The following is a 25584-nucleotide window of genomic DNA, read 5'->3' as shown; positions in this document are numbered from 1 at the left end:
TTTCAATGGGAATGGCCTTTGGGGGAACACCGCGGAACCGGCTTTGCCGGCCGCCGGTGTTGCCCCCGGCGAGGGGGTTGGCGAAGCGACACGAAGTGCGCGAAGCCTGGGGGAGTACTCAATATTTCCGATTGGGGAACTCTTTTGCCGCGACTTCCATCGGGAAGATGCTCTCGACGGTCACGATGCGCTTGGGCAGCGTCTTGCCGCCCTTGATGTCCTTCACGGCCTGCATGAGCTGGGGCCCGAGCAGCGGGCTGCACTCGACCGACACGTTGAGCTTGCCGGCGATCATGGCTTCGAACGCGCCCTTCACGCCGTCGATGGAGATGATCACGATGTCCTTCGCGGGCTTCAGGCCGGCTTCCTCGATGGCCTGGATCGCGCCGATGGCCATGTCGTCGTTGTGCGCGTACAGCACATTGATCTTCTTGCCGTCGGCCTTCAGGAAGGCTTCCATCACCTCCTTGCCCTTGGCGCGCGTGAAGTCGCCGGTCTGCGAGCGGATGATCTTGAACTTCGGGTCGGCCTTGATGATTTCCTCGAAGCCCTTCTTGCGGTCGATGGCCGGTGCCGAGCCCACGGTGCCCTGTAGCTCGACGATGTTCACGTCGCCCTTCTGGTCCTTCATCTTCTCCACCAGCCAGCGGCCGGCCTTGCGGCCTTCCTCGGTGAAGTCGGAGCCCATGAAGGTCACGTAGAGCGAGTCGTCCTTGGTGTTGACGGAACGGTCGGTCAGCACCACCGGGATCTTCGCGGCCTTGGCTTCGCGCAGCACGGTCTCCCAGCCCGACTCGACCACCGGCGAGAAGGCGATCACGTCCACCTTCTGCGCGATGTACGAGCGGATGGCCTTGATCTGGTTTTCCTGCTTCTGCTGCGCGTCGGAGAACTTGAGCTCGATGCCCGCCTCCTTGGCCGAGGACTTGATCGACTCGGTGTTGGCGGTACGCCATTCGCTCTCGGCGCCCACCTGCGCGAAGCCGAGCACGAGCTTCTTCTGCGCGAGCACGGAAGCGGGCAGAAGCCCGCCGAGCGCGGCGGCGGCCAGGGCGGTATTGAGGGTGCGGCGATTCATGGTCATGGGATGTCTCCTTCTTGATGATTCGAGGAATGCCGGTTGGCGTGGATGATGAAAAACGAAACTGAAAAGAACCCCGTCCGGTTCAGGCCAGCATATAGCCGGTCTTCACCGTCGTGTAGAACTCCGCGGCGTGGCGCCCTTGTTCGCGCGGCCCGTAGCCCGACCCCTTGCGGCCGCCGAAGGGCACGTGGAAGTCCACCCCCGCGGTCGGCAGATTGACCATCGTCATGCCGACCACGGCATGGCGCCTGAAATGCATCGCGTGCTTCAGCGAATTGGTGCAGATGCCCGCGCACAGGCCGAAGGGCGTGTCGTTGCACAGCGCGAGCGCCTCGTCGTAGTCGTCGGCGCGCAGCACGCAGGCCAGCGGGCCGAAGATCTCCTCGCGCGCGATGCGGTGCGAGGGCTTCGCCAGGAAGAGCGCGGGGCTCATGTAGTGGCCGGCGGTGGCGCGCTCCAGCGCCTCGCCGCCCCAGACGTGCTCGGCGCCCTCCTCGCGTGCGGTGTCGACCCAGGCGAGGTCCTGCGCGAGGCGGTCTTCGTCGGCCACCGGGCCGATGTCCACGCCGCGCTCCAGCGCGTGGCCTATCTTCAGCGTCTTCAGGCGCTGGCGCAGCTTCGCCACGAAGGCGTCGTGCACCGCCGACTCGACGATGAGCCGGCTCGACGCGGTGCAGCGCTGCCCGGCGGAGAAATACGCGCCCTGCACCGCGCAATCGACCGCGCGGTCGAGGTCGGCATCGGCCAGCACCACCAGCGCGTTCTTGCCGCCCGTCTCCAGCTGCACCTTGGCGCGCCGCGCAGCCGCCACCTGCAGGATGCGCTCGCCGTTGGCCATCGAACCCGTGAAGCTCAGCGCATCGACCAGCGGGCTGTCGACCAGCGCCTGCCCCGCTTCGCGGCCGCTGCCCATCACGAGGTTGAAGGCACCCGCCGGCAATGCGGCGCGGCTGATGATCTCGGCCAGCGCCCAGCCGCAGCCAGACACCAGTTCGGCCGGCTTGAACACCACGCTGTTGCCATGAGCCAGCGCGGGCGCGATCTTCCATGCGGGCACCACGAAAGGCGAGTTCCACGGCGTGATGAGCCCCACCACGCCCACCGGCTCGCGGGTGACGTCGACCTGCACGCCCGCGCGCACCGAGGCCACGTTCTCGCCGCCACCGCCGCGCAGCGCTTCTCCGGCAAAGAACTTGAATATCTGGCCGGCGCGCGCCACTTCGGCCACCGCCTCGACCAGCGTCTTGCCCTCCTCGCGCGCCAGCAGCATGCCCAGGTCATCCTTGCGCGCGAGCAGCTCGGTGCCGATGCGGTCGAGCACATCTGCGCGCCGCTGCGGCGTGCTGTGGCTCCAGTGCGGAAAGGCTTCCGTGGCGGCGCGGATGGCCGCCTCGGCCTGGCGGCGATCGGCACGTGCGTACTCGGCCACCACTTCGCTGGTGTCCGAAGGATTGGCGCTCACACCGGTGGTCGCGCTGGTTTCCCAGCGGCCGTTGATGTACTGCCGCACGTTCTGATGGAGCTCGCCGTGGATCACCGGGGCCTGGACCTTGTCTCTGTTGTTCTTGGAATGCCCGGAGTCTAGAAACAGATTTGATATCAATCCAATCGTTTTTTAAGCAAAATGGATATCGATCGCCGGATTCTGGAAAACCCGATCAGTCCTTTGTTTAAAGCCCGGAGACATGACCAACTACAACCACTGGTTCATCCGCGCCCGCCTCAAGACCCGGCAGCTGCTGCTGCTCGTGGCGCTGTCCGAGGAGGGGAACATCCACCGCGCGGCGCAGGTGCTCAACATGACGCAGCCGGCCGCCTCCAAGCTGCTGAAGGACCTGGAAGACGTGCTGGAGGTGCCGCTGTTCGAGCGCCTGCCGCGCGGCATGCGCCCGACCTGGTACGGCGAGACCATGATCCGCCACGCCCGCGTCGCGCTCGCGAGCCTGAACCAGGCGCACGACGAGCTCACCGCGCTGAAGGCCGGCCGCTTCGGCCAGGTGAGCGTGGGCGCCATCACCGCTCCCGGCCTCACGCTGATGCCGCCTGCGGTGGCGATGGTGAAGCGCGAACACCCCGACCTGCGCGTGTCGCTGGAGATCGAGACCAGCCCGGTGCTGATCGAGCGGCTGGAGCAGGGCAAGCTCGACATGCTGGTGGCGCGCCTCTTCGCCGAGCACGACAAGTCGCAGCTGCGCTACGAGGCGCTGAGCGAGGAACCCGTGTGCGCGCTGGTACGACCCGGCCATCCGCTGCTGGGCGTGAGCGGCCTCACGCTGCGCGACGTGGTGGGCGCCGGCTGGATCGTGCCGCCCGCGGGCAGCGTGCTGCGCCACCGCTTCGAGCTGATGTTCCAGGAGGAAGGCCTTGCGCCGCCGACCAACACCATCGAGAGCTCGGCCCTGCTCTTCATCACGCGCATGCTTCAGCAGAGCGACATGGTGGCGGTGCTCGCGACCGACGTGGCGCGCTACTACGCCTCGCACGGCATCGTGTCGCTGCTGCCGCTGGACATGCCCTGCCACATGGACGCCTTCGGCATCATCACGCGCACCGACCGGCTGCCGTCACCGGCGGCGAAGGTGATGATGAAGGCGCTGAAAACGGCGAGCGTCAGCGTCTATGGGCGCAAGCTGGAGATGGAGATCGACTGAGGAAATACGGGATCGGGCAGCCGGACGCAGAGGGCGCGAAGGTTTCGCAGAGGTCGCAGAAGGAAACCCAAAAAATGGTTTCGGTCTCTTCTGCGACTTCTGCGTAGTTTTTGTATTTCTTCTGCGTTCGGCTGTTGGATTCAGGTCCAACCGGCGTCGACGGTGAACTCCTGCGCGGTGCACATCTTCGCGTCGTCCGATGCCAGGAACAGCACCATGCGCGCGATGTCTTCCGGCATCAGCTTGTCGGGCAGGCACTGGTTGCGCTTGAGCGACTGCTCGCCCTCCTCGTCGAGCCACAGCTTCACTTGCCGCTCGGTCATCACCCAGCCGGGCGAGACGGTGTTGATTCGGATGCGGTCGCGGCCCAGATCCACCGCCAGGCCGCGCGTGAGACCGTTCACCGACGACTTCGCGATCGCGTAGCAGGGGTAGCCCGAGCCCTTGGTCTGCCAGCCGGTGGAGCCGAGGTTGACCACCGAGCCGAAGCCCAGGCGCTTCATGCCCGGAACGACCGACTGGATCGCGAAGAGCGCGGGCCGCTCGTTGATGGCCATGCGGTTGTCGTAGTAGTCGGGCGTGACCGATTCGAGCGTGTGGCGGTCGTCGCTCGCCACGTTGTTGACCAGCACCGCGAAGTCGCCGAGCTCGGCCGCCGCATCGGCAATGGCTTTCTGCAGCGCGGCGATGTCGCGCACGTCGCAGGCGCGCCACCACGGCGCGGCATGGCCGGCCTCTTCGATCTGCCGTGCGAGCGCCGCGCTGGCACTTTCGGCGATGTCGACGAAGGCCACGCGCGCGCCCTGTTCGGCGAACGCGGCGACGATGGCCGCGCCGATGCCGCTACCTCCGCCGGTGACGAACACGGTGCGGCCCTTGAGGCTGGGATGAATGGAAAGCTGGGGGGAATTCAAGAAAAGTCTCCGGGGTGGGCATCTCATGACATTGCAATATGCATATCAATCGATGCCGTGATTTTCGATTTCGGTTATCAATATGCCTTGATACGATCCGCCGCGTCAAGAAGACAGACACGAACAGGAAAGAAGAAAGACCAATGAGCAAAGAGACAAGCAGCCCCGTTCCCTCTCCTTCCGTCATCGGCCAGGCCGAGTGCATCTGGCCGGCAGGCGCCAACCTCGGCGAAGGCACCATGTGGTCGCAGCGCGAGCAGGCGCTGTACTGGATCGACATCCTCACGCCGCGCCTCTTCCGCTACGACCCGGCCACCGGCGCGCAGCGCACCTGGAACTTCGACGAGGAGATCACCGCGATCGCAGAGCGCGCATCGGCACCCGGCCTCTTCATCACGCTGCGCCGCGGCTTCGCGCTCTTCGACACCACCGCGCCCGGCGACGAAGCCAAACCGCAGTACCTGCACCAGCCCGAGCCCGAACGCACCGGCAACCGCTTCAACGACGGCAAGTGCGATGCGCGCGGCCGCTTCTGGGCCGGCAGCATGGACTTCGACTGCAAGGCGCCCACCGGCGCGCTCTACCGCTACGACGCCGGCGGCCGCTGCACGAAGCACGACGACGGCTTCGAGGTGACCAACGGCCCGACCTGGTCGGGCGACGGCCGCACCATGTACTTCAACAACACGGTGCTGAACAACCTGTACGCCTATGACTTCGACATGGAAGCGGGCACCGTGTCGAACCGCCGCGTGTGGCATCGCTTTCCCAAACCCGACGGACTGCCCGACGGCATGACCACCGACGCGGCCGGGCGCCTGTGGATCGCGCACTGGGGCGGCTCCTGCGTCACCTGCCACGATCCGGTGAGCGCGGCCGAGCTGTGCCGCATCGCCATACCCGCGAGCCACGTCACCGACTGCGCCTTCGGCGACGCCGACATGCGCACGCTCTACATCACGACCGCCCGCAACGGCCTCACGCCCGAGCAGGAGGCGGCCGAGCCGCTGGCAGGCGGGCTCTTCAGGGTCCGCATCGACAGCCCGGGCGTGCCGGCCGCCCTGTTCGCGGGCTGAGCAGCCCCCCGCAAGGCCGGCGTCGCGACGAGGGGACAATCGAGGCATCCATCGGAAACTGCATCAACGACCATGCCCCGCCTCGACGACCCCCTCCACGACGCCGAAATCGGCTCCCGCGACAGCACGCTCGACACCACCCGCATCGACGACGTGCGCATCGGCGCGGTCCGTCCGCTCATCACGCCCGCGCTGCTGCAGGAGCGCGTGCCGGTGCGCGACAACACGCTGGCGCTGGTCGAGCGCAGCCGTACGGAGATCGCCGACGTGCTGCACGATCGCGACGACCGGCTGGTGGTGGTGGTGGGCCCCTGCTCCATCCATGACCACGACCAGGCCATCGAGTACGCGCAGCGCCTGAAGAAGGTCGCAGACTCGCTGCAGGACGACCTGATCATCGTGATGCGCGCCTACTTCGAGAAGCCGCGCACCACCGTCGGCTGGAAGGGCTACATCAACGACCCGCACCTGGACGGCAGCTTCGCGATCAACGAAGGGCTGGAGCGCGCGCGCCGCCTGCTGCTGGAGCTGACCACGCTGGGCCTGCCGACCGGCACCGAGTTCCTCGACCTGCTGAGCCCGCAGTTCATCGCCGACCTGATCGCCTGGGGCGCCATCGGCGCGCGCACCACCGAGAGCCAGAGCCACCGTCAGCTGGCCTCGGGCCTGAGCTGCCCCGTGGGCTTCAAGAACGGCACCGACGGCAGCGTGAAGGTCGCGGCCGACGCCATCCTCGCCGCGCGCGCCCCGCACGCTTTCATGGGCATGACCAAGATGGGCATGTCCGCGATCTTCGAGACCCGCGGCAACGACGACTGCCACGTGATCCTGCGCGGCGGCAAGGCGCCCAACTACTCGGCCGCCGACGTCGCCGCCAGCTGCGAGGCGCTGCTGGCCAACGGCCTGCGCCCGCAGGTGATGATCGACGTCTCGCACGGCAACAGCAGCAAGCAGCACCAGCGCCAGATCGTGGTGGCCGAAGACGTGGCGGCGCAGATCGCGGGCGGCGAACGGCGCATCACGGGCATCATGATCGAAAGCCACCTCGAAGAGGGACGGCAGGACCTGAAGCCCGGCGTGCCGCTCCAGCACGGCGTGTCGATCACCGATGCCTGCATCGGCTTCGCGCAGACGGTGCCGGTGCTCGAAGGGCTGGCTTCCGCGGTCAAGGCGCGGCGGCGCCTGTCGTCGAAGGCCTGACGGCGGGAGCTTTGGAGCTTGGGGTGGTGGCGGCGTTCAAGGCCGCAGGGCCTTGAACACGCCGGGTGAATGGCGACAGCGGCTGGCATCGAGGCGGTCCCTGAGCGGTTTCCCTCCCCCTCTTTTTTTGCCTCTACCAGCGCCGAACCGCTGTCGGGACGCAGTGTGCCCACGCGCGGTGAAGTCGAGGTGAAGTGCGTGCGGGAGTTTCGTGAAACGATACTCGGCGTCCTGCTGCGCGGCACCCGCGCATCGACTCCCGGGCGGCGATATCCACACATCGAACATGGCAGCGCTTCTTTCTTCTTACATCGGCAATCTCTTTTCCAAAGTCTTCGCGGGAGACGCACCGCCGCTGCACGCGGCGAAGGGGCGTGCAGGCATCCATCCATGGCTCCAGGTCGGCGAGCAGGTGAATGCCGACGTGCTGGCGGATGGCAAGGCCATCGCGAGGCTGGAGCACACGGCCACGCTGCCAGGGCTGAAGAAACGACCTTCGGTGGTGTTCGATCTGCCGGAGAACTTGAGTCGGCTCGAGCTGCGCGGATCGCACGTCGATGCCCAGGGCAAGGCCACGTCGTTCAGGCGGCGCTGGTCGGTGCTCGACATGGCCCGCATCTCCCACCCTCTCTACGACACCGCCAGGCCGCTGGTCGAGCGCATCCGCGCCTTCGCCGAACTCTCCGGGCTGGTGGAGGTCGGCAACGCCCGTCCGCCCGCCGGCACTAACGCCGAGGCCGAGGCCGCGCTGATCGAAGCCGAAGCCCGCCTCGGCACCACACTGCCTTCCCCGCTGCGCGTGCTGCTTGCCGAAGCCGACATCCGGATCGACAACTCGTACTTCCTGCAGCCCCATCGCCTGCAGACGGCCGAGGGCCTGCTGCTCGGGCTTGGCGGATACGGCGACGGCAACGGCGGCCTCGGCGCGCTGCTGCCGCCTTCGGTCCTGGCGCGCTACCGCCGCAGCGTGGCCGTATTCGCGGAGATCGGCGACGGCCTGGGTGCCCTCGCTTGGGACCCGCAAGGCGTGGTCGCCGGCGAGCCGCCCAACAGCGCCGGAGACCAGGGCAACCCCGGCGCGCAGCCCGCGACGCCGAACGAAGGTGTCTGGTACTGGCTGCACCAGGAGCACATCGCCGAGCCCGCGCTGCTGCTGGACGACGACTACCAGCCCCAGACGGCCGAAGCGGCCTTGACCCACGTGTTCAAGCGCCTCGCTCTTTCGCAGGCTGCGTCGCCCGAAAGCGAAGAACAGCTGCTGGTCGACACGGCCCACCCGCGCAATCTGCTGCAGCTCCATTTCGACGAGCCTCGAAAGCCGCAGCTGCGGTTTCGCAGCTACGACTACCACTACAGCCTCTATTGACCTGCGATTGCATGTGCGATCGCGGGAGCGGCATCAACCCATCAGTGAGAACCGGTGCTCCGTCGCGCTGTGGAAGCGCTCCCCGGGCCGCAGTACCGTCGACGGAAATTCCGGCTGGTTCGGCGAATCGGGGAAATGCTGCGTCTCCAGGCACAGACCGTCTCCCTGTCGCAGGCTCGCGCCAGCGCTGCCGAAGAGGCTGCCATCGAGGAAGTTGCCCGAGTAGAACTGCACACCGGGCTCGCTGGTGTGCACTTCCATCACGCGGCCGGAAGCCTCGTGCTCCAGCCGGGCCGCGAGCGCGAGGCCTTGCCCGGCATTGGCGCGGTCGAGCACCCAGTTGTGGTCATAGCCATGGGCCCGCATCAGCTGCTCGTGGCCTTCGCGGATGCGCTCGCCGATGCGGGTCGCGGTGCGGAAGTCGAAGGGGGTTCCGGTCACGTCGGCGGTGCCCAACGGGATCAGCGTCTCATCGACCGGGCAGTAGCGGCTCGCGGCGAGCATCAGGCGATGATCCATCACCGAGCCGCTGCCCGCGAGGTTGAAGTAATCGTGGTGGCTCAGGTTGAGCACGGTGGGCTTGTCGGCGATGGCGCTGTAGTCGATGCGCCAGGTGTTCGCCCTGGTGCTCAGCGTGTAGCGCAGCGTGAGCCGCACCTCTCCCGGGTAGCCCTCCTCGCCATCGGCGCTGGTGTAGCTCAGCTCGATGGCGATGGCGTCGCCTCCTGCCTGCTCCGCCGGAACCGGCGCGATCTCCCAGTAGCGCTTGCCGAAGCCCGTCGCGCCGCCGTGCAATGAATTGGGGCCGTTGTTCAGGCCCAGTTGATACGCCTTGCCATCGAGCGTGAAACGCCCGCCCGCGATGCGGTTCGCGTAGCGCCCGACGATGGTTCCGAGGTGCGGATGCGGCCCCAGGTAGTCGGCCAGCGAGGGCAGGCCCAGCACCACGTTGCCGCTGCGCCCGTGCCGGTCGGGCACGCGCAGCGCGGTGACGATGCCCCCGACGTTGATGGCACTCAGGCTCAGCCCGAGTCCGTTGTCGAGGGTGTACTCGGTGACCACGCGGCCGTCGGGCATGCGCCCGTACTCGCGCGATGCGATGCTGCTTTTCTGTTCTCGATTGCTCATGTGTGCGGTGATCAGGGAAAGAGTGCCTCGCGTGCGCACTGCGACGCGGTATGCAGCGCGATGCGGTCCTTGAGGTCGTGAAAGTCGGGCGGCTCGGCCGCGTGGGTGCGCAGCTCGATGCGGTGGCCAGCCTTGGCTACCGCATCGGCGAAGCGCTCCTGCAGCGCATAGGGCGTGTTCCTGTCCTCGCGATTGCCGATGAGCACGATGCGCCGCGCCGGGTCGCGCACGATGCCGTTCACGTGGTCGAGCGGGTCGTAGAACTGCGTGCTGCCGGTGGTGTCGGTGCGGCCGTCCTTCGAGCGGCCCAGCATGCGCGCGCGCTCCAGCAGGCCGTAGGCACCGGATGTGAGCACCGCGCAGGCGACGCGCGTGCGCCCCAGCGTGAGCAGCGCGGCGCCGGCCGTGGCGCCGCCGCTGTGGCCGACGATCACGATGCGCTGCAGCCGGTGGCGCTGCATGAGGGCGTCGAGCGCGGCATCGAGCGCATGGAACTCGACAAGCTGGCGGCGCTTGCGGTGGTCGCCCGAGGAGCCGTACGTGCCGGGCCGTGCCACGAAGATCCACGGCACGCCCGCGCGGTCGCGGCTGCGCTGTGCGTCGAGCGTGCGCAGCTCCTCGGTGTTCCCGGGGATGCGCGTGGGCGCCTGGTCCATCACGCCGTCGCGGTCGCCGGAGAACTGCACGATGGCGATGCGCGCACCGTCGATGTCGTCGCTCGCGAAGTAGCGGATGCACGACGGCCCCTCGGCCGCCTGCACCCACAGGAAGCCGTTGCGGTCGGGGCAGCGGGCGCGGTCGGCGGGCTGGTTCCAGTACAGCACCTCGTCGGCGCCGGCGGCGAAGACTCTGGGCACGTCGGGCCCGGTGCGCTGCGCGCAGGCGGTCTGCGCCAGCGCCACGAGCAGCAGCACGAAGCGCAGTCTTCGAAGCGTGTGCAGCAGCTTCATAGCCGTTGCAGCAGCCCCGGGATGCTGCCGAAATCCGACCGGTCGCGGTCGCCCTTCACCAGCACGAGGTCGCCGTCTCGCAGGAAGCCGCCGAGGTAGCCCGCGAGCTGCGCGGCGTCGTCGAAGTGCGGCCCGAGCAGCTCGGGGGGCACTTCCTCGCGCAGCCAGCGCATCTCGTTGCCGTGCGTCACGAGGTGCTGGATGCCCGAGGCCAGCAGCGGCGCCGCCAGGCTGCGGTGCATGGCCTCGGCGTCCTTGTCGAGGTTGACGATGCGCCCCAGCACGCCGATCTTGCGCAGCACGCCCGTGCCGATGTCGGCGCGCTGCCAGTTGCGCACGAACTCCATGGCGTTGCGCATCGACATGACCTCGGCGTTCCAGCTGTCGTCGATCAGCGTGGCCTGCACGCCGGCCTGCGTACGCAGCGCACGCACCTGCATCACCGATGCCGGCAGCCGCACCTGCGGCATGCGCGCGCAGGCGGCCTCACCGTCGAAGCCCATGGCCAGCAGCGCCGCGAACGCGAGCAGCGAATTGCGCACCAGCCCCGCGCTCTCGACCGGGAACAGGTATTCGAAGGTGCGCCCTGGCGCGGCGACGCGCACGCGGCAGCCGCCGCCGGGCTCGGGGCGGGTCTCGATCAGCCGCACATTGGCGTCGGGCCCGCTGCCCACCACCCAGATCGCGCCGGCCGTGAGCGCGGCCATGTCCACCACCTGGCGCAGGCAGGGAATGTGGTCGGGCACGATCGCCACGCCGCCGGGCTCCAGCCCAAGGAAGATGCGCGACTTGTAGGCGGCCGTGAGCTCCAGCGTCGGAGCCTGCCGTGTCTGCGACAGCCCCACCTCGGTGAGGATGGCCACGTGCGGCCGGGCCATCAGCGAGATGGGGCCGCGGTCCATCCACAGGCCGCTCTGCGCCATCTCCAGGATGCACACGTCGGTGTCGGGCCCGAGATTCGCGAGCGTGGCCGGCACGCCGACGCGCGAGTTGTAGTTGTAGACGGTGGTGTGCACGCGCGCGCGCTCGGGCAGCAGGTCGCGCAGCATCGCGATGGTGGACGACTTGCCCACGGTGCCGGTCACGCCCACCACCAGGCCCTTGAAACGCTCCCGCGCAGCCTCGCCCATGGCGAGCATCGCGCGGATGGGGTCGTCGGCCTGCAGCAGCGGGAAGGCCGCATCGAGCCCTTCCACCGTGTGCGCGATCACGGCCCCGGCCAACGCCATCTGCAGGCGGGGCAGCTCCAGGTGGCGGTCCCAGTTGTCGGAGCTGGGCTTGCTGTAGCTCTCGTGCACGGCCAGCGTGCGGTAGTCGGAAGCGACGAAGAGCGAGGGCTGCGGCAGCACGCCCATGTGCACCGGTCCTCGCACCACCGAGTTGGCGTACCAGCCCGGCGGCGGCTCGACCAGCCAGCGCCCGCCGGTGGCGCGCTGCAGTTCGTCGGCGGTCCACACGGGTGCGGGGCTCGGGCCGGCGCCGGGCCGGTCGGCCCAGAGCACGGGCGCGGGGCGCTGCGGCAACGGCACGGGCAGATCCGGCACGCGCAGGCCGCACCACAGCGTGAGGCGCCGCGCGGGCGGCAGCTCGGGCCACTCGCCGCGCACGGCCACCTCGATCTGCAGCACGTCGCTTTCGAGCAGGCCGGCGCGCGGCGGACGCAGTCCGTAGCGGTCGCGGTATATGCGCCCGGGCTCCCAGCGGCTGGTGGGCCACATCCAGTCGCAGGGGTCGTGGTCCATGCCCTCGCCCCATGGCGGCATGCGCTTGCTGCGCATCGGCAAGGCGCGGAAGTGCAGGCGCAAGTCGGCGGCGACGGGAGCGTCGATGCTCCAGAAAGACTCGATCCACAGCATGCGCCGGCCGACGATCTGCCTGGGCACGCAGCGCAGCCCCAAGAGGCGCAGCGGGCCGAATTGCAGCGGCGCGATGCGCGCCTCCCTGGGCACCTCGTCCACCAGCCACTCAGGCCGCGGCGTCGGCAGGGGCGCAATGGCGCGAGCGGGCCGGAAGTCCTGGACGCCGGCGCCGGACGGGTCCGCATGGAACGCGGGCCGCGCGGGCGGCGACAGGCGCACCGCGCAGCGGCCTCCCGGCAGCGGGCTCATCCGCGTGCCGAGCGCGCTGCATTGCGCGGTGAAGCGTTCGCTCGATGCCCGCGCTTCATCGCCTTCGAGCTGGCGCGAGAAACCGAAGCCCACGCCCACGGGCGTGAACACCACCTCCTCCACGCCGCGCGGGCTCAGCTTCAGCGTGAAGACGCCGGAATCCCCGAGGTCGTTGCGCACCGAGTCGAACAGCAGGTCGCCGGCGTCGTGCAGGATGGGCCTGCCCTTGTACGTCTCGATGCCCTGCAGCACGTGCGCCGAAGTGCCCAGCACCGCGTCCGCGCCCGCATCGACGATGGCATGGCCGACGGCGATCTCGGCCTGCGTGGGCTCGGTCTCGAGGTTGGCGCCCCAGTGCACCGCAACCAGCACCACGTCGGCCTCGCGGCGCGCGGCCTCGATGCGCGGCGCGAGCGTGGCGATCCATGCGGCGGGGTCTTCGAGCGGCAGCCAGGCGGCGCCCGCGCTGGCGGCTGTGGCGGCGAAGCTCGGCTGCGTGGCGTCGAGCGAGAACAGCGCCACGCGCACGCCGCCCGCGCGGCGGAAGGCCGGGCGCAACGCGGCCTCCAGCGTGCGGCCGGTGCCGGCGTGGGCGATGCCCGCGGCCTGCAGCAGGGCCTGCTGCTCCATCAGCGCCTCGGGGCCGTAGTCGCCGCTGTGGTTGTTGGCGGTGGCGACCATGCCGATGCCGGCCTCGGTCAGCACCGCGAGCATCTCGGGGCGCGCGCGGTAGTAGTACGGGCCGGCCTCGCCCTTGTCCACGCCCTGCTCGCCGACGGTGGCGACCACGCATTCGAGGTTCACGATGCCCAGGTCGGCTTCGCGCAGCGCGGCGATGTTGCCGAGCATCCGGTGCGCGCCGCCGAGATCCTTCAGCCGGTAGTGCTGGCGGCGCGAGAGGTTCACGTCGCCGCCCCATGCGACGGTGCCGGTGGCGCTGTCCGCAGCGTCGGCTACCGCTGCGCCCTCGCCCGCCTTCAGCATGCGGTGATAGGCCACATAGCCCGAGAGATAGTGCTCCACGTCGTCGATGCGCACGCGGAAGCTGTGGTGCTTGATGAAGAACGAGCCGGCGATGCGCGCCGGGTTGCGGAAGAACATCGCCAGCTCGGGCCAGAAGTGGCCGTTGGCGAGATAGCGCGCGCGGTATTCGAGCGCGCGGTCGAACCTGTCGCGGTCGAGCCCGGCCAGCAGCGGGCGAAGCTCGGGGTCGGCCTCCAGCCGCAGCACCATGTCGCGCGCGGCCATCATCAGTTCGAGCAGCGTGGGGAAGGTGGTGATGCGCTCCAGCACGAAGTCCAGATACCCCGCAACGTTCTGCAGGCCGAAGCGGTAGTAGCGCAGCTCGGGCCGGTAGCGCGTGAGCTCGTTGACGCAGTAGCTCAGCCAGTGGTCGTGGGCGCGCCAGTGCTCCGCGGCGATGAAGTGCTCGAAGGCCTTCTCGACCACCGCGAGCCAGCGCGCGTCGCGCGTGAGGCCGTACAGGCGCATCAGCCCGAAGGCGGCCTCGCCGTCGTAGTAGATGACGCGGAACTTGTCCTTCACGTCGAGCGCAGGCGCATTGAGCACGTGCACGAAGCTGCCGGTCTCCGGGTCCTGCATGTGGCGGATGCCGAGCGCGAGCTGCTCCAGCAGCGGCAGGTATTGCTCGTCGCCGGTGAGCTCGGTGTACTTGACCAGCGCGAGCAGGCACACGGCATTGCCGCCAAGCTTGATCTCGCTGCCAATGTCCAGCAGGTAGGCCGCGCGCGTGCCGTCGGGCAGGTTGGCCGGACGGATCAGCGTGCCGGCGAGGAAGGCCAGCGAGCGGTCGATGGCCGCCTTCAGCGTGTCGTTGCGCGTGAGCTCCCAGGCCTCCAGCATCGCGTAGGTCGAGCTCGCGTGGCGCAGCGTGTTGTAGGTGGGAATGGTGCGGTCGAAGCAGGGGAACCAGCCGTAGTGGAACTCGCCCGTGGGCTTGACCTGCGCGGCGAGGTAGTTGCCCGCGTCGTCGATCAGCGCATGAACCTGCTGCGCGTTCCAGTCGCTCAGTTCGCGAAAGCCCGCGGCCTGCCCCTCGGCGGTGACGGGCCACGCGCCCTTGGCATCGACGTACACGGCCCGCGTGGTGAAGCACCACACCGGCGCGGCGTCGTCGGAAGGAAAGTCGAGCTCGCGGCCGAAGCGCCGCTTGGTGTGCAGCCGCAGGTTGCCGGTGTTGGGCTCGGCATGGTCCACGTCGCCGTTGTAGAGCACGGCGCTGCCGTGCATCTCCTGCGCGAGCAGGGCGAACTCGAAGCGCGCGTCGAAGGCGATTCCCTCGTTGAAGTAGTTGCGCTTGGTCTTCGCGAGCCTGGCCTTCAGCTCGCCCCAGCTCATCGGCACGACCTTGTCGACGATCTCCGCGCGAAGGCGCTGCGGAGGCTGCGCGCCGCGCCTGGCTTGCGCGGCGACGGCATCGGCGGCGGCGCGCCAGGCGGCCTCGATGTCCGAGCCCCGGCCCGAGGCCACGCGGGCCCGGCTGCTGGCCTCGCCGATGGCGAAGAAGACCACGCAACCCGCCTCGGCGGTGACCGGCGCCGCCGGAGGCAGCATGCCCGCCGGGTCCGCCAGGGCCTGCCTGGCACGGTTCAACAGATCTGCGAGTGGATTCTTCGGCTCGTGATTCATGCAGCCGCGAATCATGACAGGCCGCGACACTGGCCGCCATCCCGTCAATCCATGGAATTTGCGCGCGGCCTGACCGCTGGCTGACCATGCGCTGCCGCCTGGAGTCTCAGCAACTGTCTCAGCAACTCCGCCCGGCAATGCCCACTCGTGCCGGCCCCCGCACGAGGCGCAGCCTCAGGTCCAGGCCTCCATCACGGCCACCTTCACCGCCTCGACCGCGACTGCCCGCCGGTCACCGCCCGGCGCCACCCAGCACAGCCAGGTGTGCGAGCGCCACCCGCTCCAGATCGCGAGCTCGCCGTTGCGCTCGCCCTGCTGCGCCTGGTCGAGCCGGATCAGCCCCGCGCCCATGCCGCTTGCGACCATGCTGCGGATGGCGCTTTCGTCATCGGCCGTGCGGCCCTGGCGGTATTCGCGGCCTGCGCCAGCGAAGAGCTTCTCGAGATGCACGCGCAGGACGCACGAGGGTGGCGTGCCAACCCACGGCAGGTTCGTGAGCTCGTCGAGCGACAGGCCGGGATGCGCCTCGGCCACCGACGACGGCAGCACCACGACCAGGTCGACCGCGCCCAGGCGGTGCAGCTCCAGTCCCTCGACGTGCTCCGCGTCGCTGAGCACGTAGGCGCAGTCGAGATCGCCGCGCTGCACGGCCGAGAGCGTCTGGTACGACAACCCCTGCCTCAGCTGCAGCGCCACCTGCGGATGCCGCTGCGCCAGCGTCACCAGCACCTCGCCCAGCCGCAGCGCGACCGGATCGACCACCGTGCCGAAGCGAACCACGCCCTGCGCCGCCCCGCGCAGCTGGTCGGCCGCCGAGCGCATGCGCATGGCCGATGCCAGCGTGCGCTCGGCCTCGTCGAGCAGGCGCACGCCGGCCTCGGTGAGCGACATGCCGCGCGGCGTGCGCTCGAACAGCTTCACGCCGAGCTCGTCTTCCAGCGCCCTGAGCTGGGCGCTGACTGCCGGCGCGCTGGTGAACACGCGTTCGGCGGCACGGGTCAGGCTGCCCTCGCGGGCGATGGCGACGAAGGTCTTGAGTTGGTAGAGCTCCATGGCCGCCGATTGTGAGCGCCGGCGCCCGATGCGTCCGTTCGCTTTTTTGGAGCCCCCTGTCCAAAGATGCGAATGGCAATGGCGGACCGCAGCCCCGATTCTTGGGGCATCGATCCATCGCAAAGAAAAGGCTGGTTTCCCATGTCCCGTCGCCAACGCATCGCCGGCACCGCCGCGCTGCTGCTCGCCACCTCCGGGTGGGGCTCCCTGTTCCTCGTGAGCAAGGGCGTGCTCCACCATGTCGAACCGGTGTGGTTCACGCTGATCCGCTACACGCTGTCGGCGCTGCTCTTCGTGCTGCTGATCTTGCCGCGCGGCGCCGCCCCGTGGCGCAAGCTGCGCCGGCATGCGGGGCCGCTGGCGCTTCGCGGCGCGGCGGGCTTCGGCGTGTTCAGCGTCATGCTGCTGGTGGGGCTGGCGCATTCGGTGCCCTCGCACGGCGCGGTCATCATCGCCACCACGCCCATGACCACGCAGATCGTGCGCTGGCTGCTCGACGGCGTGCGCCCCACGCGCACCACCCTGCTGACCAGCGCACTGGCGCTGCTGGGCGTGGCGACCGTCTCGGGGCTGCTGGCCGGCGGCGCGGGCTCCCCTGGCGGGGCGAGCACGCTGATGGGCGACGCGATCGCCTTCGGCGGCACGCTGGGCTGGGTCTGGTACACGCGCGGCACCACGCACTTTCCGGATCTGGACGTGATCGAGTACACCGCGCTCACGGTGCTGGCCTCGTGGCCCGTGCTGCTGGCGGCGGCGGTCGGCGCCTCGGTGCTGGGCTGGTCCGCGGTGCCGAGCGTGGAAGGGCTGCGCCTGTCGTGGCATGCGTTGCTCTTCGTGGGCGTGGTGCCTTCGGCCATCTCGGTGCTGGCTTTCAACTACGGCGTGCGCGCGCTCGGCGCCGTCACGGGCACGGCGTTCCTCAACTTCGTTCCGGTTTCCGCGCTGCTGATGAGCGCGGCCATGGGCCGGCTGCCCACCACGAGCGAGGTCGCCGGCATGGCGATGGTGATCGCGGCGCTCCTGATCCATACCGCATCGAGCCGCAAGGCTTCCGCCACGGCGGCTGCAACGATCGCGCCTCCACAGCAGAATTACCGGACCTGTGGAGCCACACCCTCATGAGCACCAGCGACAGCGACAGCCCCCGAAGCCATCTTTTCGAGCCCCTTCAGCTCGGCCCCCTGCGGATCGACAACCGCATCGTCATCGCGCCGATGTGCCAGTACTCCGCCACCGAAGGCACGCCGGGCGACTGGCACCTGATCCATCTGGGCCACCTGGCGCTCTCCGGCGCGGGGCTGCTGATCATCGAGGCGACGGCGGTGGAGGCCGACGGCCGCATTTCGCCCGGCGACCTCGGGCTCTATTCCGATGCCAACGAGGAAGGCCTGGCGAAGGTGCTCCACGCGGTGCGCGCGCACTCGCCGATCAAGATCGCCATCCAGCTCGGCCACGCGGGGCGCAAGGCTTCGAGCCGCGCACCGTGGGAGGGCGGCAAGCAGATTCACCCCGGCGAACCCGGCGGCTGGAAGGCCTGGGCTCCTTCGGCCGTGCCGCATGCACCCGGCGAAGACACGCCGATCGCGCTCGATGCCGCCGGGCTGGCGCGCGTGCGCGACGCCTTCGTGGCCGCCGCGCGCCGCGCCACGCGGCTTGGCATCGACGGCATCGAGCTGCATGCGGCACATGGCTACCTGCTGCACCAGTTCCTCTCGCCCATCGCCAACCATCGCGAGGACGAATACGGCGGCAGCCTGGAGAACCGCCTGCGCTTCCCGCTCGAAGTCTTCGAGGCGGTGCGCGAGGTGTTCCCCGCCGACCGGCCGGTGTGGGTGCGCGTGTCGGCCAGCGACTGGGTGCCCGGCGGCTGGGACCTCGACAGCACCGTCGCCTTCTCGCGCGCGCTGCAGGAGCGCGGCTGCGCGGCCATCCACGTGTCCAGCGGCGGCGTGTCGCCGCAGCAGGCGATCACGCTGGGCGCGGGCTACCAGGTGCCGTTCGCGGAACGCATCAAGGCCGAGGTCGGGCTGCCGACCATCGCGGTGGGACTCATCACCGAACCCGCGCATGCGGAGGCTATCGTCGCCAACGGCCAGGCCGATGCGGTGTCGCTGGCGCGCGCGATCCTCTACGACCCGCGCTGGCCCTGGCATGCGGCTGCCGAGCTGGGTGCGCGGGTGAAGGCGCCTCACCAGTACTGGCGCTCGCAGCCGCGCGAGTTCAAGGATCTGTTCGAGAACGCGGCCTTCGGCGCACGTTAGACCGCGCGGGTTGCGAAACGGCCCCTCGTCGCGCCGACCTTCACTTCAGCTCGCGATAGAAGAAGGTGGTGTCGCAAGGCTCGCCCTGCGGCAGCAGCGCGAAGCCCGGAATCGATCCGACACGCACCCAGCCCGAGCGCTCGTAGAGCCGCTCGGCGTCGGCACTCGATGTGTCGAGCACCAGGAGCGTCTTGCCGCGTTCGCGCGCTACCCGTTCGGCCGCCTTCATCAGCAGCGCGCCGATGCCCCGGCGGCGAGCGCGTCGATGCACGAGCATCTTGGCGACCTCGCCGCGGTGCGGCTGGTTCTCGGGCTGCGCCAGCACCACCTGCACCGTGCCGAGGATGCCTTCCTCGTCCTCCGCCACCAGCAGCGCGCGTTCGCCGCTCGCCACGCCATCGGCCACCCGACGCCAGAAGGCCTGCGCGCGCTGCGCGGTCAGCGGCTGCATGAAGCTCACCGATGCGCCGCCCTCGACGCAATCGGCCAGCACGGCGGCAAGGCCACGCAGCTGCGCTTCGGAAACGGTGTCCAGCAGGCGGACGGCCGGGGTGCTCCCGGCGGAAACGGTCGTCATGTTCATCTCCAGGAAGAAGGGGCGGTCGCGATCACGACGGCATAGCGCGTGTTCTTGCGCGAGGGGTTGTGAAAGCTGGTGGGGCGGTCGAGCACCATCGCCAGGCAGTCGCCGGTGGCGAGCCGGTGCAGCTCGTCGCCCACGGTGAGTTCGATGACGCCGTCGAGCACCCACACCTGCTGGTGGATGAGCGGCTCGCGCGCCGAGGTTTCGTAAGCCACGCGGGCGCCGGGCGGAAACTCCACCTCGACGATCTGGATCGGCGACGCGACGCCGCCGGGCGACACGTTCCTGCGCAGGTAGCCGGAGTGCGGATCGCGCCACTGCAGCTGGTCGGCCAGCCGCGAGACCGGATCGGCAGCCGGGGCCGGCGCCTCGAACAGCGAGGCCAGCGATACGCCGAGGCCGGTCGCAAGTTTTTCCAGGACCACCGCGGTGGGGCTGCTCTCGCCGCGTTCGATGAGCGAGATCATCGAGCGGCTCACGCCGCAGTGCGTGGCGAGGGTGTCGAGCGAGAAGCCGCGCGCCGCGCGCAGGTCGCGCACGCGCTGGGCGATGCGGTCGTTGAGGCCGGAGGGGGTTTCCGTCTCAGCCGATTCCTTAATTTCCTTCATATTGGATGAAATGTCCACCATAAAGGAAATCGCGTCAAGCCCGCCGGCAGGCTCCTCCGGTCAGCGTGGAGGCCCGACCAGCGCAGCGCGCGCGGCCTCGGAGGGAAACACGCAGGCCACGTCGTGCGCGCAGCTCGGCACCACCACGACCTCGCGTCGCTTGTCGGGCGCGAGCAGCTTGCGGTCGTACTCCGCATAGGCCAGGCCGCGCTGCATGCGGAACGAGCCTTGGGCGAGCGCCGCGCAGGACTTGTCGAGCACGCGGTAGGCGGTGCCCTTGGCGTCGTTGCTGTCCAGCGCGCCTTCCAGGTAGCTGATGTCGGCCTGCGCGTACTGCTCGCGTGCCTGCGCGGCGGTGCGGCCCAGCCATGTGGGCAGGTCGTCGGTGCCGTACTTCCAGCGGTTCGTCCGCGGGCATGCGGCTGCGTCGGGCACGGAGAAGCCGGTCACGGAAGCACCGTCGGCCGAGAACTGCGGGCGCACCGCGTCGAAGTAGAGCCAGGTGCTCGGGTCGGCGACCACATAGCGCATGGCCGGCTTGCCGTCGTGCTGCGTGAAGGCGATGTAGCGCTGCACGAACTGCCCGCCGGCCGAGAAGCCCGCGACGGTGATGGTGCGCAGGCTGGGCCAGCGCCGCGCGATGTCGGCGACCAGCGCATCCATGACCGCGAAGGACCCGACACGATTGCCCGATGCCGAGCGCGCGCCTTCGAGCCAGGAGCCGCAGGTCCACAGCAGGTCGCCGGGCTGCGCGACCGGCACGCCCGCGGTGTTGCAGCGGCCGGCCACCGCCTTGTCGGCCGCGACCTGGAAGAGCGGCGCGATCACCAGCGTGTCGCCGAGCGCATCGGCGTTGCGCAGGGTGCGCAGCGCGGCCTCGAAGGTCTTGTTGGCATCGCGCGAGTGCCCGTGCATGGCGATCAGCGCTCTGGTCGGCCCGGCGGTCGCCGCTGCGTCGGGGTCGAGCGACGAGTAGAAGTGAAGTGCGCCGCCGGCCCCTGGCGGCGTGAAGCTGCGCAAGCAGTCCGCGGCCGCCGAGTTCATGCAGGCAGAGGCATCGGCCGTTGCCGCATGAGCCGGCCATGGCGCGATGTACGCGGCGGCGAGGGCCAAGGAAAGGAACCATCTGTAGCTGGGCATGTTCGTGCGACTCCCGGGATGGAACGGAATGGAAGCGGATTCTCTGCCCGCCACATCCGGCGAAGCTGACTTGCCCGCTGCTTTACATAGCGATTTGCTCTACCGAAGCGCCGCTCTTCGAACACAAATTCGGCAACGGGGCGCGGATCATCCAACAAATCCCACCACGAACCGCCATGAACCCAGACCCCCTGCCCTCCTCTTCCCAGGCGTTCGCCGACGGACTGCCATCCGCGCCTTCGCCGCTGCGCGCCCGCATCACCACGGCCTGCCGCCGCCCCGAGCCGCAGGCACTGCCGCCGTTGCTCGCGCAGGCCCGGTTGCCAGACGATCAGGCGGAGGAGGCACAGGCGCTCGCCATGCGCATCGCCCGGCAGCTGCGCGACCGCAGGAGCGCGAGCGGCCGCGCCGGCCTCGTGCAGGGCCTGCTGCAGGAATACGCGCTGTCGTCGCAGGAAGGCGTGGCGCTGATGTGCCTGGCCGAGGCGCTGCTGCGCATTCCCGATGCGGGCACGCGCGACGCGCTCATACGCGACAAGATCGCGCACGGCCAGTGGCAGTCGCACGCGGGCCGCAGCCCCTCGGTGTTCGTCAACGCCGCGACCTGGGGCCTGCTGCTCACCGGCAAGCTGGTGGCCACGCACAGCGAGAGCAGCCTGTCGACGGTGCTCACGCGCCTCATCGGCAAGGGCGGCGAGCCGCTGATCCGCAAGGGCGTGGACATGGCGATGCGGATGATGGGCGAGCAGTTCGTCACCGGGGAGACCATCGCGCAGGCGCTCGCCAACGCGCGCGAGCTGGAGGCACAGGGCTTCCGCTATTCGTACGACATGCTCGGCGAGGCGGCGCTGACCATGGAGGACGCGAAGCGCTACCGCACCGCGTACGAAGAGGCCATCCACGCCATCGGCAAGGCGTCGGCGCGGCGCGGCGTGTACGAGGGGCCGGGCATTTCCATCAAGCTGTCGGCGCTGCACCCGCGCTACAGCCGCGCGCAGCATTCGCGCGTGATGGCCGAGCTGTACCCAGTGCTGCGCGACCTCGCGCTGCTGGCGCGGCAGCACGACATCGGCCTGAACATCGACGCGGAGGAAGCCGACCGGCTGGAGCTCTCGCTCGACCTGCTGGAGCGCCTGTGCTTCGAGCCCCGGCTCGCAGGCTGGAACGGCATCGGCTTCGTGGTGCAGGCCTACCAGAAGCGCTGCCCCTTCGTGATCGACTTCGTGATCGACCTCGCGCGGCGCAGCGGCCACCGGCTGATGGTGCGGCTGGTGAAGGGCGCCTACTGGGACAGCGAGATCAAGCGCGCGCAGCTCGACGGCCTCGACGGCTACCCGGTCTACACGCGCAAGGCCTACACAGACGTGTCGTACCTCGCCTGCGCGCGCAAGCTGCTCGATGCGCCCGAGGCGGTGTACCCGCAGTTCGCCACGCACAACGCGCACACGCTGGCGGCCATCTACACGATGGCGGATCCGTCGCGCTACGAGCCGGGGCAGTACGAGTTCCAGTGCCTGCACGGCATGGGCGAGCCGCTGTACGAGCAGGTGGTGGGCCCGCTCGCGCGGCCCTGCCGCATCTACGCGCCGGTGGGCACGCACGAGACACTGCTGGCGTACCTGGTGCGCCGGCTGCTGGAGAACGGCGCCAACACCTCCTTCGTGAACCGCATCGCGGACCCGACGATTCCGCTCGACGTGCTGGTGGAAGACCCGGTCGCGACGGTGGAGCACATGGCGGTGCAGGAAGGCATGACGGGCCTGCCGCATCCGGCCATCCCGCTGCCGGCGGCCTTGTACGGAACGCAGCGCGCCAACTCGCGCGGCCTCGACCTCGCGAGCGACGACAGCCTGCGCGCGCTGGGCCAAGTGCTGGGCGAAAGCGCGTCCGACCACTGGCGTGCGGCGCCGATGCTGGCCGAGGCCGCGCCCAACGGCGAGACGGCGAACGTGCTGAACCCCGCCGACCATCGCGACATCGTCGGGCAGGTCCAGGAAGCCACGCTCGCCGATGTCGAATCGGCCATCGCGCAGGCCCATGCCTTCGCGCCGGCATGGGCCGCCACGCCACCCGCCGAACGCGCAGCGCTGCTCGAACGCGCGGCCGAAAAGCTCGAACAGGGCATGCCCCGCCTGCTCGGCCTGCTGACGCGCGAGGCCGGAAAGACGTACGCCAACGCCATCGCGGAGGTGCGCGAGGCGGTGGACTTCCTGCGCTACTACGCGGCGCAGGCGCGCGGCGATTTCTCCAACGACACGCACCGCGCGCTCGGCCCCATGGCCTGCATCAGCCCGTGGAACTTTCCGCTGGCGATCTTCACCGGCCAGGTCGCAGCAGCGCTTGCGGCCGGCAACCCGGTGCTGGCCAAGCCGGCGGAGCAGACGCCGCTGGTCGCGGCCGAGGCGGTGCGCGTGCTGTGGGAAGCCGGCATTCCGCGCGCAGCGGCGCAGCTGCTGCCCGGCCGTGGCGAGACGGTCGGCGCCGCGCTGGTGGCCGATGCGCGCGTGCAGGGCGTGATGTTCACCGGCTCCACCGAGGTCGCTCGCATCCTGCAGAAGACGCTGTCGCAGCGCCTGGGCGCGCACGGCGCGCCGGTACCGCTCATTGCCGAGACCGGCGGGCAGAACGCGATGATCGTCGACTCCTCCGCGCTGGTCGAACAGGTGGTGGCCGACGTGATGGCCTCCGCCTTCGACAGCGCCGGCCAGCGCTGCTCCGCGCTGCGCGTGCTCTGCGTGCAGGAGGAAGCGGCTGACCGCGTGGTCGCGATGCTCAAGGGCGCGATGGCCGAGGCCGCCATCGGCAACCCGGCCCGCCTCTCGGTGGACGTGGGTCCGGTGATCGACGCCGAGGCGCGCGACGGCATCGAGCGCCACGTCGAGGCGATGCGCGCGCGCGGCCATGCCGTGTTCCGCCAGGCCCGCGAGCATGGCGACGACACCCGCCACGGCACCTTCGTGACACCCACGCTGATCGAGCTCGACGGCATCGCCGAGCTGCAGCGCGAAGTGTTCGGCCCGGTGCTGCACCTCGTGCGCTTTCGCCGCCGCGACCTCGGCGCGCTGGTCGGGCAGATCAACGGCACCGGCTACGGGCTCACGCTGGGCGTGCACACGCGCATCGACGAGACCATCGCGCAGGTCGTGGAGAACGCGAAGGCAGGCAACGTCTACGTGAACCGCAACATCGTGGGCGCGGTGGTGGGCGTGCAGCCCTTCGGCGGCGAGGGCCTGTCGGGCACGGGGCCGAAGGCGGGCGGGCCGCTGTACATGCTGCGCATGCTGTCGGCGCGGCCTGACGATGCGATGGCGCGCGCGGTGGCGGGCGCCGCGCCGGCTTCGCATCCGGCGCTGTCGGCGCTGGCCCGATGGGCCGATGCCACCGGCCGGCCCGCGCTGTCGGCGCAATGCGCGCTCTTCGCAGCGCAGTCGCGCTCGGGCAGTTCGCGCACGCTGGCCGGGCCTACCGGCGAGCGCAATGTCTACAGGCTGGAGCCGCGCGAGGCGGTGCTTTGCCTGGCCGATGCGGAAGCGGACCGGCTGGCGCAGTTGGCCGCCGTGCTGGCGGTGGGCAGCAGCGCGATCTGGCCTGCCGATGCGGCGGCGCAAGGCCTGCTCGCGTCGCTGCCGGCCGAGGTGCAGCAGAACGTAGCCATCGCGAACGACTGGTCTTCGGACACGGTGGTGTTCGACGCCGCGCTGCATCACGGCGATGCGCAGGGGCTCTCGGAAGTGATGCGGCGCATCGCCGCGCGGCCGGGCCCCATCGTCGGCGTGCGCGGCTTCGCGCCGGGCGAGGCGCGCATTCCGCTGGAAAGCCTGGTGGTGGAGCGCGCGATCAGCACCAACACCGCGGCGGCGGGCGGCAACGCGAGCCTGATGACGATCGGCTGAGCGCTCCCGGCCAGCCAGCTATTTGTCGAACGCGGGGTCGATCGGCACGCGGTAGCCGTTGACGAGCCGGTTGGTCTCGTTGGCCATGCCGACCACGGCCATGAGCTCGGCGAACATCGCGGGCGTCATGCCGGCCTTCTCCGCGCCGGCGTGGTGGCTCGCGGTGCAGTAGCCGCAGCCGTTGGTGACGCTCACGGCGAGGTAGACCATCTCCTTCACCACCGGGTCGAGCGCGCCGGGCGCCATCACCTCCTTCAGGCTGCTCCAGGTGCGCCGGAGCGTGGCAGGGTCGTTGGCGAGGTACTTCCAGAAGTTGTTGACGTCGGGCACGTTGCGCGTGGTCTTGATGTCGTCGAAGACGGCGCGCACTTCTTCCGAAGCGGCCGCGTATTCGATGGGCTGGGGTTTCATGCAAGGCTCCTGATGGTGGATGCGTTGCCGGCAACGGTACCAGCCTTCACCGCGCCCTGCCCGTCAGTAAGTCTGCAGGAACCGGGCATGCTCCTGGTGCATGTGCGAGCGCGCGAGCAGCCACTTTCTCAGCGCGGCCTGCTTGCCGGGCGAGAGGTCCTTCGAGCATTGGTCGAAGGCCTCGCCGAGCAGCCTGAACTCGACGTCCAGGTGGCGGCGCGATGGCGGCGCGCCGGCCGGCGAGTTGTTCCGCGCGAAGTTCAGCAGCGCTTCCTGGCCGAAGGCTTCCATCTCCTTGACGAGGCGGCTGCGCTCCAGCATCAGGCGGCGCACGATGGCGTTGCGCCTGCGCGGGCCGAAACGGCGCAGGATAGGGTTGGAGTCGTCGCCCTGCACGGTCGCCAGGATGATGTCCATCTGCTCGAGCAGATGCAGCCACTGCTCGGGCTGGAAGAACTCCATCGATGCAGCGGGCGCCTTCTCTTCTTTCCTCTTCACGACGAGCATGG

At 69.6% G+C, this 25584-nt stretch carries 19 protein-coding genes; 7 read left to right on the top strand and 12 right to left on the bottom strand.

Annotated features, from left to right (window positions below; genetic code table 11):
- Positions 1-118: 118 nt before the first annotated feature.
- Both ABL844_RS05750 and ABL844_RS05745 read right to left on the bottom strand, forming a co-directional pair.
- Positions 119-1084, bottom strand: a complete 966-nt coding sequence (locus tag ABL844_RS05750; RefSeq protein ID WP_418130738.1) for an ABC transporter substrate-binding protein — start codon at positions 1082-1084, stop codon at positions 119-121.
- An 82-nt stretch (positions 1085-1166) separates the two neighbouring features.
- Entirely contained in the window at positions 1167-2621 is a 1455-nt protein-coding gene (locus tag ABL844_RS05745; RefSeq protein WP_126025642.1) for an aldehyde dehydrogenase family protein, read from the bottom strand.
- 148 nt (positions 2622-2769) lie between these two features.
- Between ABL844_RS05745 and ABL844_RS05740 the strand changes: the two genes are divergently transcribed.
- A complete protein-coding gene (locus ABL844_RS05740; protein ID WP_369659517.1) occupies positions 2770-3735 on the top strand; it encodes a LysR family transcriptional regulator in 966 nt (321 codons plus the stop codon).
- A 140-nt stretch (positions 3736-3875) separates the two neighbouring features.
- Here ABL844_RS05740 and ABL844_RS05735 read toward each other — a convergent pair whose 3' ends face one another.
- Positions 3876-4676: an SDR family NAD(P)-dependent oxidoreductase gene (locus tag ABL844_RS05735; RefSeq protein ID WP_126025640.1), complete on the bottom strand. Its 801-nt coding sequence runs from the start codon at positions 4674-4676 to the stop codon at positions 3876-3878.
- A gap of 116 nt (positions 4677-4792) precedes the next feature.
- Between ABL844_RS05735 and ABL844_RS05730 the strand changes: the two genes are divergently transcribed.
- The 3 genes from ABL844_RS05730 (at position 4793) to ABL844_RS05720 (ending at position 8291) form a co-directional block, all read left to right on the top strand.
- Complete coding sequence (locus tag ABL844_RS05730; RefSeq protein WP_418130737.1) at positions 4793-5725, top strand: SMP-30/gluconolactonase/LRE family protein; 933 nt, start codon at positions 4793-4795, stop codon at positions 5723-5725.
- Between the two features lie 72 nt (positions 5726-5797).
- Entirely contained in the window at positions 5798-6925 is a 1128-nt protein-coding gene (locus ABL844_RS05725; protein WP_418130736.1) for a 3-deoxy-7-phosphoheptulonate synthase, read from the top strand.
- Positions 6926-7211: 286 nt separating this feature from the next.
- Positions 7212-8291 carry a hypothetical protein gene (locus ABL844_RS05720; RefSeq protein ID WP_418130735.1) on the top strand — a complete coding sequence of 360 codons (1080 nt, stop codon included), beginning with the start codon at positions 7212-7214 and terminating at the stop codon, positions 8289-8291.
- A gap of 33 nt (positions 8292-8324) precedes the next feature.
- Here the strand turns inward: ABL844_RS05720 and ABL844_RS05715 are convergent, their stop codons facing one another.
- The 4 genes from ABL844_RS05715 to ABL844_RS05700 all read right to left on the bottom strand — a co-directional run bounded on the left by ABL844_RS05715 (position 8325) and on the right by ABL844_RS05700 (position 16179).
- Positions 8325-9419, bottom strand: a complete 1095-nt coding sequence (locus ABL844_RS05715; protein ID WP_418130734.1) for an aldose epimerase family protein — start codon at positions 9417-9419, stop codon at positions 8325-8327.
- Between the two features lie 11 nt (positions 9420-9430).
- On the bottom strand, positions 9431-10369 hold the full coding sequence (locus ABL844_RS05710) for an alpha/beta hydrolase family protein (protein ID WP_126021285.1): 939 nt from the start codon (positions 10367-10369) through the stop codon (positions 9431-9433).
- Positions 10366-15090, bottom strand: a complete 4725-nt coding sequence (locus ABL844_RS05705; protein WP_418130733.1) for a CapA family protein — start codon at positions 15088-15090, stop codon at positions 10366-10368. The genes ABL844_RS05710 and ABL844_RS05705 overlap by 4 nt, the downstream gene beginning before the upstream one ends.
- A gap of 210 nt (positions 15091-15300) precedes the next feature.
- On the bottom strand, positions 15301-16179 hold the full coding sequence (locus ABL844_RS05700) for a LysR family transcriptional regulator (protein WP_418130732.1): 879 nt from the start codon (positions 16177-16179) through the stop codon (positions 15301-15303).
- Between the two features lie 141 nt (positions 16180-16320).
- Here ABL844_RS05700 and ABL844_RS05695 point away from each other — a divergent pair, with 141 nt between their 5' ends.
- The gene (locus ABL844_RS05695) at positions 16321-17301 is read left to right on the top strand and encodes a DMT family transporter (protein ID WP_418130731.1); all 981 of its coding nucleotides are present in this window, start codon (positions 16321-16323) and stop codon (positions 17299-17301) included.
- Complete coding sequence (locus tag ABL844_RS05690; protein WP_418130730.1) at positions 17298-18440, top strand: NADH:flavin oxidoreductase/NADH oxidase; 1143 nt, start codon at positions 17298-17300, stop codon at positions 18438-18440. The genes ABL844_RS05695 and ABL844_RS05690 overlap by 4 nt, the downstream gene beginning before the upstream one ends.
- Positions 18441-18480: 40 nt before the next feature.
- On the opposite strand, the gene ABL844_RS05685 is transcribed toward ABL844_RS05690, so the two are convergent.
- Genes ABL844_RS05685 through ABL844_RS05675 form a run of 3 tightly spaced genes read right to left on the bottom strand, consistent with a single transcriptional unit; the run spans position 18481 to position 20771 of the window.
- Positions 18481-19023, bottom strand: coding sequence for an N-acetyltransferase family protein (locus ABL844_RS05685; protein ID WP_418124600.1), 543 nt, complete (start codon positions 19021-19023; stop codon positions 18481-18483).
- Positions 19020-19631 (bottom strand): helix-turn-helix domain-containing protein, encoded by a 612-nt coding sequence (locus ABL844_RS05680; RefSeq protein ID WP_418130729.1) that lies wholly within the window; start codon positions 19629-19631, stop codon positions 19020-19022. Before ABL844_RS05680 ends, ABL844_RS05685 begins: the two co-directional genes overlap by 4 nt.
- A gap of 60 nt (positions 19632-19691) precedes the next feature.
- Positions 19692-20771, bottom strand: coding sequence for a hypothetical protein (locus ABL844_RS05675; protein WP_418130728.1), 1080 nt, complete (start codon positions 20769-20771; stop codon positions 19692-19694).
- Positions 20772-20947: 176 nt separating this feature from the next.
- On the opposite strand from ABL844_RS05675, the gene putA reads away from it, so the two are divergent.
- The gene (gene putA / locus ABL844_RS05670; protein WP_418130727.1) at positions 20948-24664 is read left to right on the top strand and encodes a trifunctional transcriptional regulator/proline dehydrogenase/L-glutamate gamma-semialdehyde dehydrogenase; all 3717 of its coding nucleotides are present in this window, start codon (positions 20948-20950) and stop codon (positions 24662-24664) included.
- Between the two features lie 18 nt (positions 24665-24682).
- Here putA and ABL844_RS05665 read toward each other — a convergent pair whose 3' ends face one another.
- A complete protein-coding gene (locus ABL844_RS05665; protein ID WP_184634902.1) occupies positions 24683-25075 on the bottom strand; it encodes a carboxymuconolactone decarboxylase family protein in 393 nt (130 codons plus the stop codon).
- Between the two features lie 63 nt (positions 25076-25138).
- Complete coding sequence (locus ABL844_RS05660) at positions 25139-25582, bottom strand: hypothetical protein (RefSeq protein ID WP_418130726.1); 444 nt, start codon at positions 25580-25582, stop codon at positions 25139-25141.
- Positions 25583-25584 lie beyond the last annotated feature (2 nt).

This window comes from Variovorax sp. 278MFTsu5.1, from assembly GCF_048305045.1.
In the GTDB taxonomy this organism is placed as follows: Bacteria; Pseudomonadota; Gammaproteobacteria; order Burkholderiales; family Burkholderiaceae_C; genus Variovorax; species Variovorax guangxiensis.
Note: the sequence above shows the minus strand (reverse complement) of the source record. Positions and strands in the feature narration are given on the sequence as shown.

What these genes read in the sequence shown, in the direction of transcription:
- ABL844_RS05730 (WP_418130737.1), top strand. Translation starts at nt 4,793, where the DNA reads ATGAGCAAAGAGACAAGCAGCCCCGTTCCCTCTCCTTCCGTCATCGGC.
- putA (WP_418130727.1), top strand. Translation starts at nt 20,948, where the DNA reads ATGAACCCAGACCCCCTGCCCTCCTCTTCCCAGGCGTTCGCCGACGGA.
- ABL844_RS05695 (WP_418130731.1), top strand. Translation starts at nt 16,321, where the DNA reads ATGTCCCGTCGCCAACGCATCGCCGGCACCGCCGCGCTGCTGCTCGCC.
- ABL844_RS05715 (WP_418130734.1), bottom strand. Translation starts at nt 9,419, where the DNA reads ATGAGCAATCGAGAACAGAAAAGCAGCATCGCATCGCGCGAGTACGGG.
- ABL844_RS05725 (WP_418130736.1), top strand. Translation starts at nt 5,798, where the DNA reads ATGCCCCGCCTCGACGACCCCCTCCACGACGCCGAAATCGGCTCCCGC.
- ABL844_RS05740 (WP_369659517.1), top strand. Translation starts at nt 2,770, where the DNA reads ATGACCAACTACAACCACTGGTTCATCCGCGCCCGCCTCAAGACCCGG.
- ABL844_RS05690 (WP_418130730.1), top strand. Translation starts at nt 17,298, where the DNA reads ATGAGCACCAGCGACAGCGACAGCCCCCGAAGCCATCTTTTCGAGCCC.
- ABL844_RS05675 (WP_418130728.1), bottom strand. Translation starts at nt 20,771, where the DNA reads ATGCCCAGCTACAGATGGTTCCTTTCCTTGGCCCTCGCCGCCGCGTAC.
- ABL844_RS05735 (WP_126025640.1), bottom strand. Translation starts at nt 4,676, where the DNA reads ATGAGATGCCCACCCCGGAGACTTTTCTTGAATTCCCCCCAGCTTTCC.
- ABL844_RS05680 (WP_418130729.1), bottom strand. Translation starts at nt 19,631, where the DNA reads ATGAAGGAAATTAAGGAATCGGCTGAGACGGAAACCCCCTCCGGCCTC.
- ABL844_RS05660 (WP_418130726.1), bottom strand. Translation starts at nt 25,582, where the DNA reads ATGCTCGTCGTGAAGAGGAAAGAAGAGAAGGCGCCCGCTGCATCGATG.
- ABL844_RS05700 (WP_418130732.1), bottom strand. Translation starts at nt 16,179, where the DNA reads ATGGAGCTCTACCAACTCAAGACCTTCGTCGCCATCGCCCGCGAGGGC.
- ABL844_RS05750 (WP_418130738.1), bottom strand. Translation starts at nt 1,084, where the DNA reads ATGACCATGAATCGCCGCACCCTCAATACCGCCCTGGCCGCCGCCGCG.
- ABL844_RS05710 (WP_126021285.1), bottom strand. Translation starts at nt 10,369, where the DNA reads ATGAAGCTGCTGCACACGCTTCGAAGACTGCGCTTCGTGCTGCTGCTC.
- ABL844_RS05685 (WP_418124600.1), bottom strand. Translation starts at nt 19,023, where the DNA reads ATGAACATGACGACCGTTTCCGCCGGGAGCACCCCGGCCGTCCGCCTG.
- ABL844_RS05665 (WP_184634902.1), bottom strand. Translation starts at nt 25,075, where the DNA reads ATGAAACCCCAGCCCATCGAATACGCGGCCGCTTCGGAAGAAGTGCGC.
- ABL844_RS05720 (WP_418130735.1), top strand. Translation starts at nt 7,212, where the DNA reads ATGGCAGCGCTTCTTTCTTCTTACATCGGCAATCTCTTTTCCAAAGTC.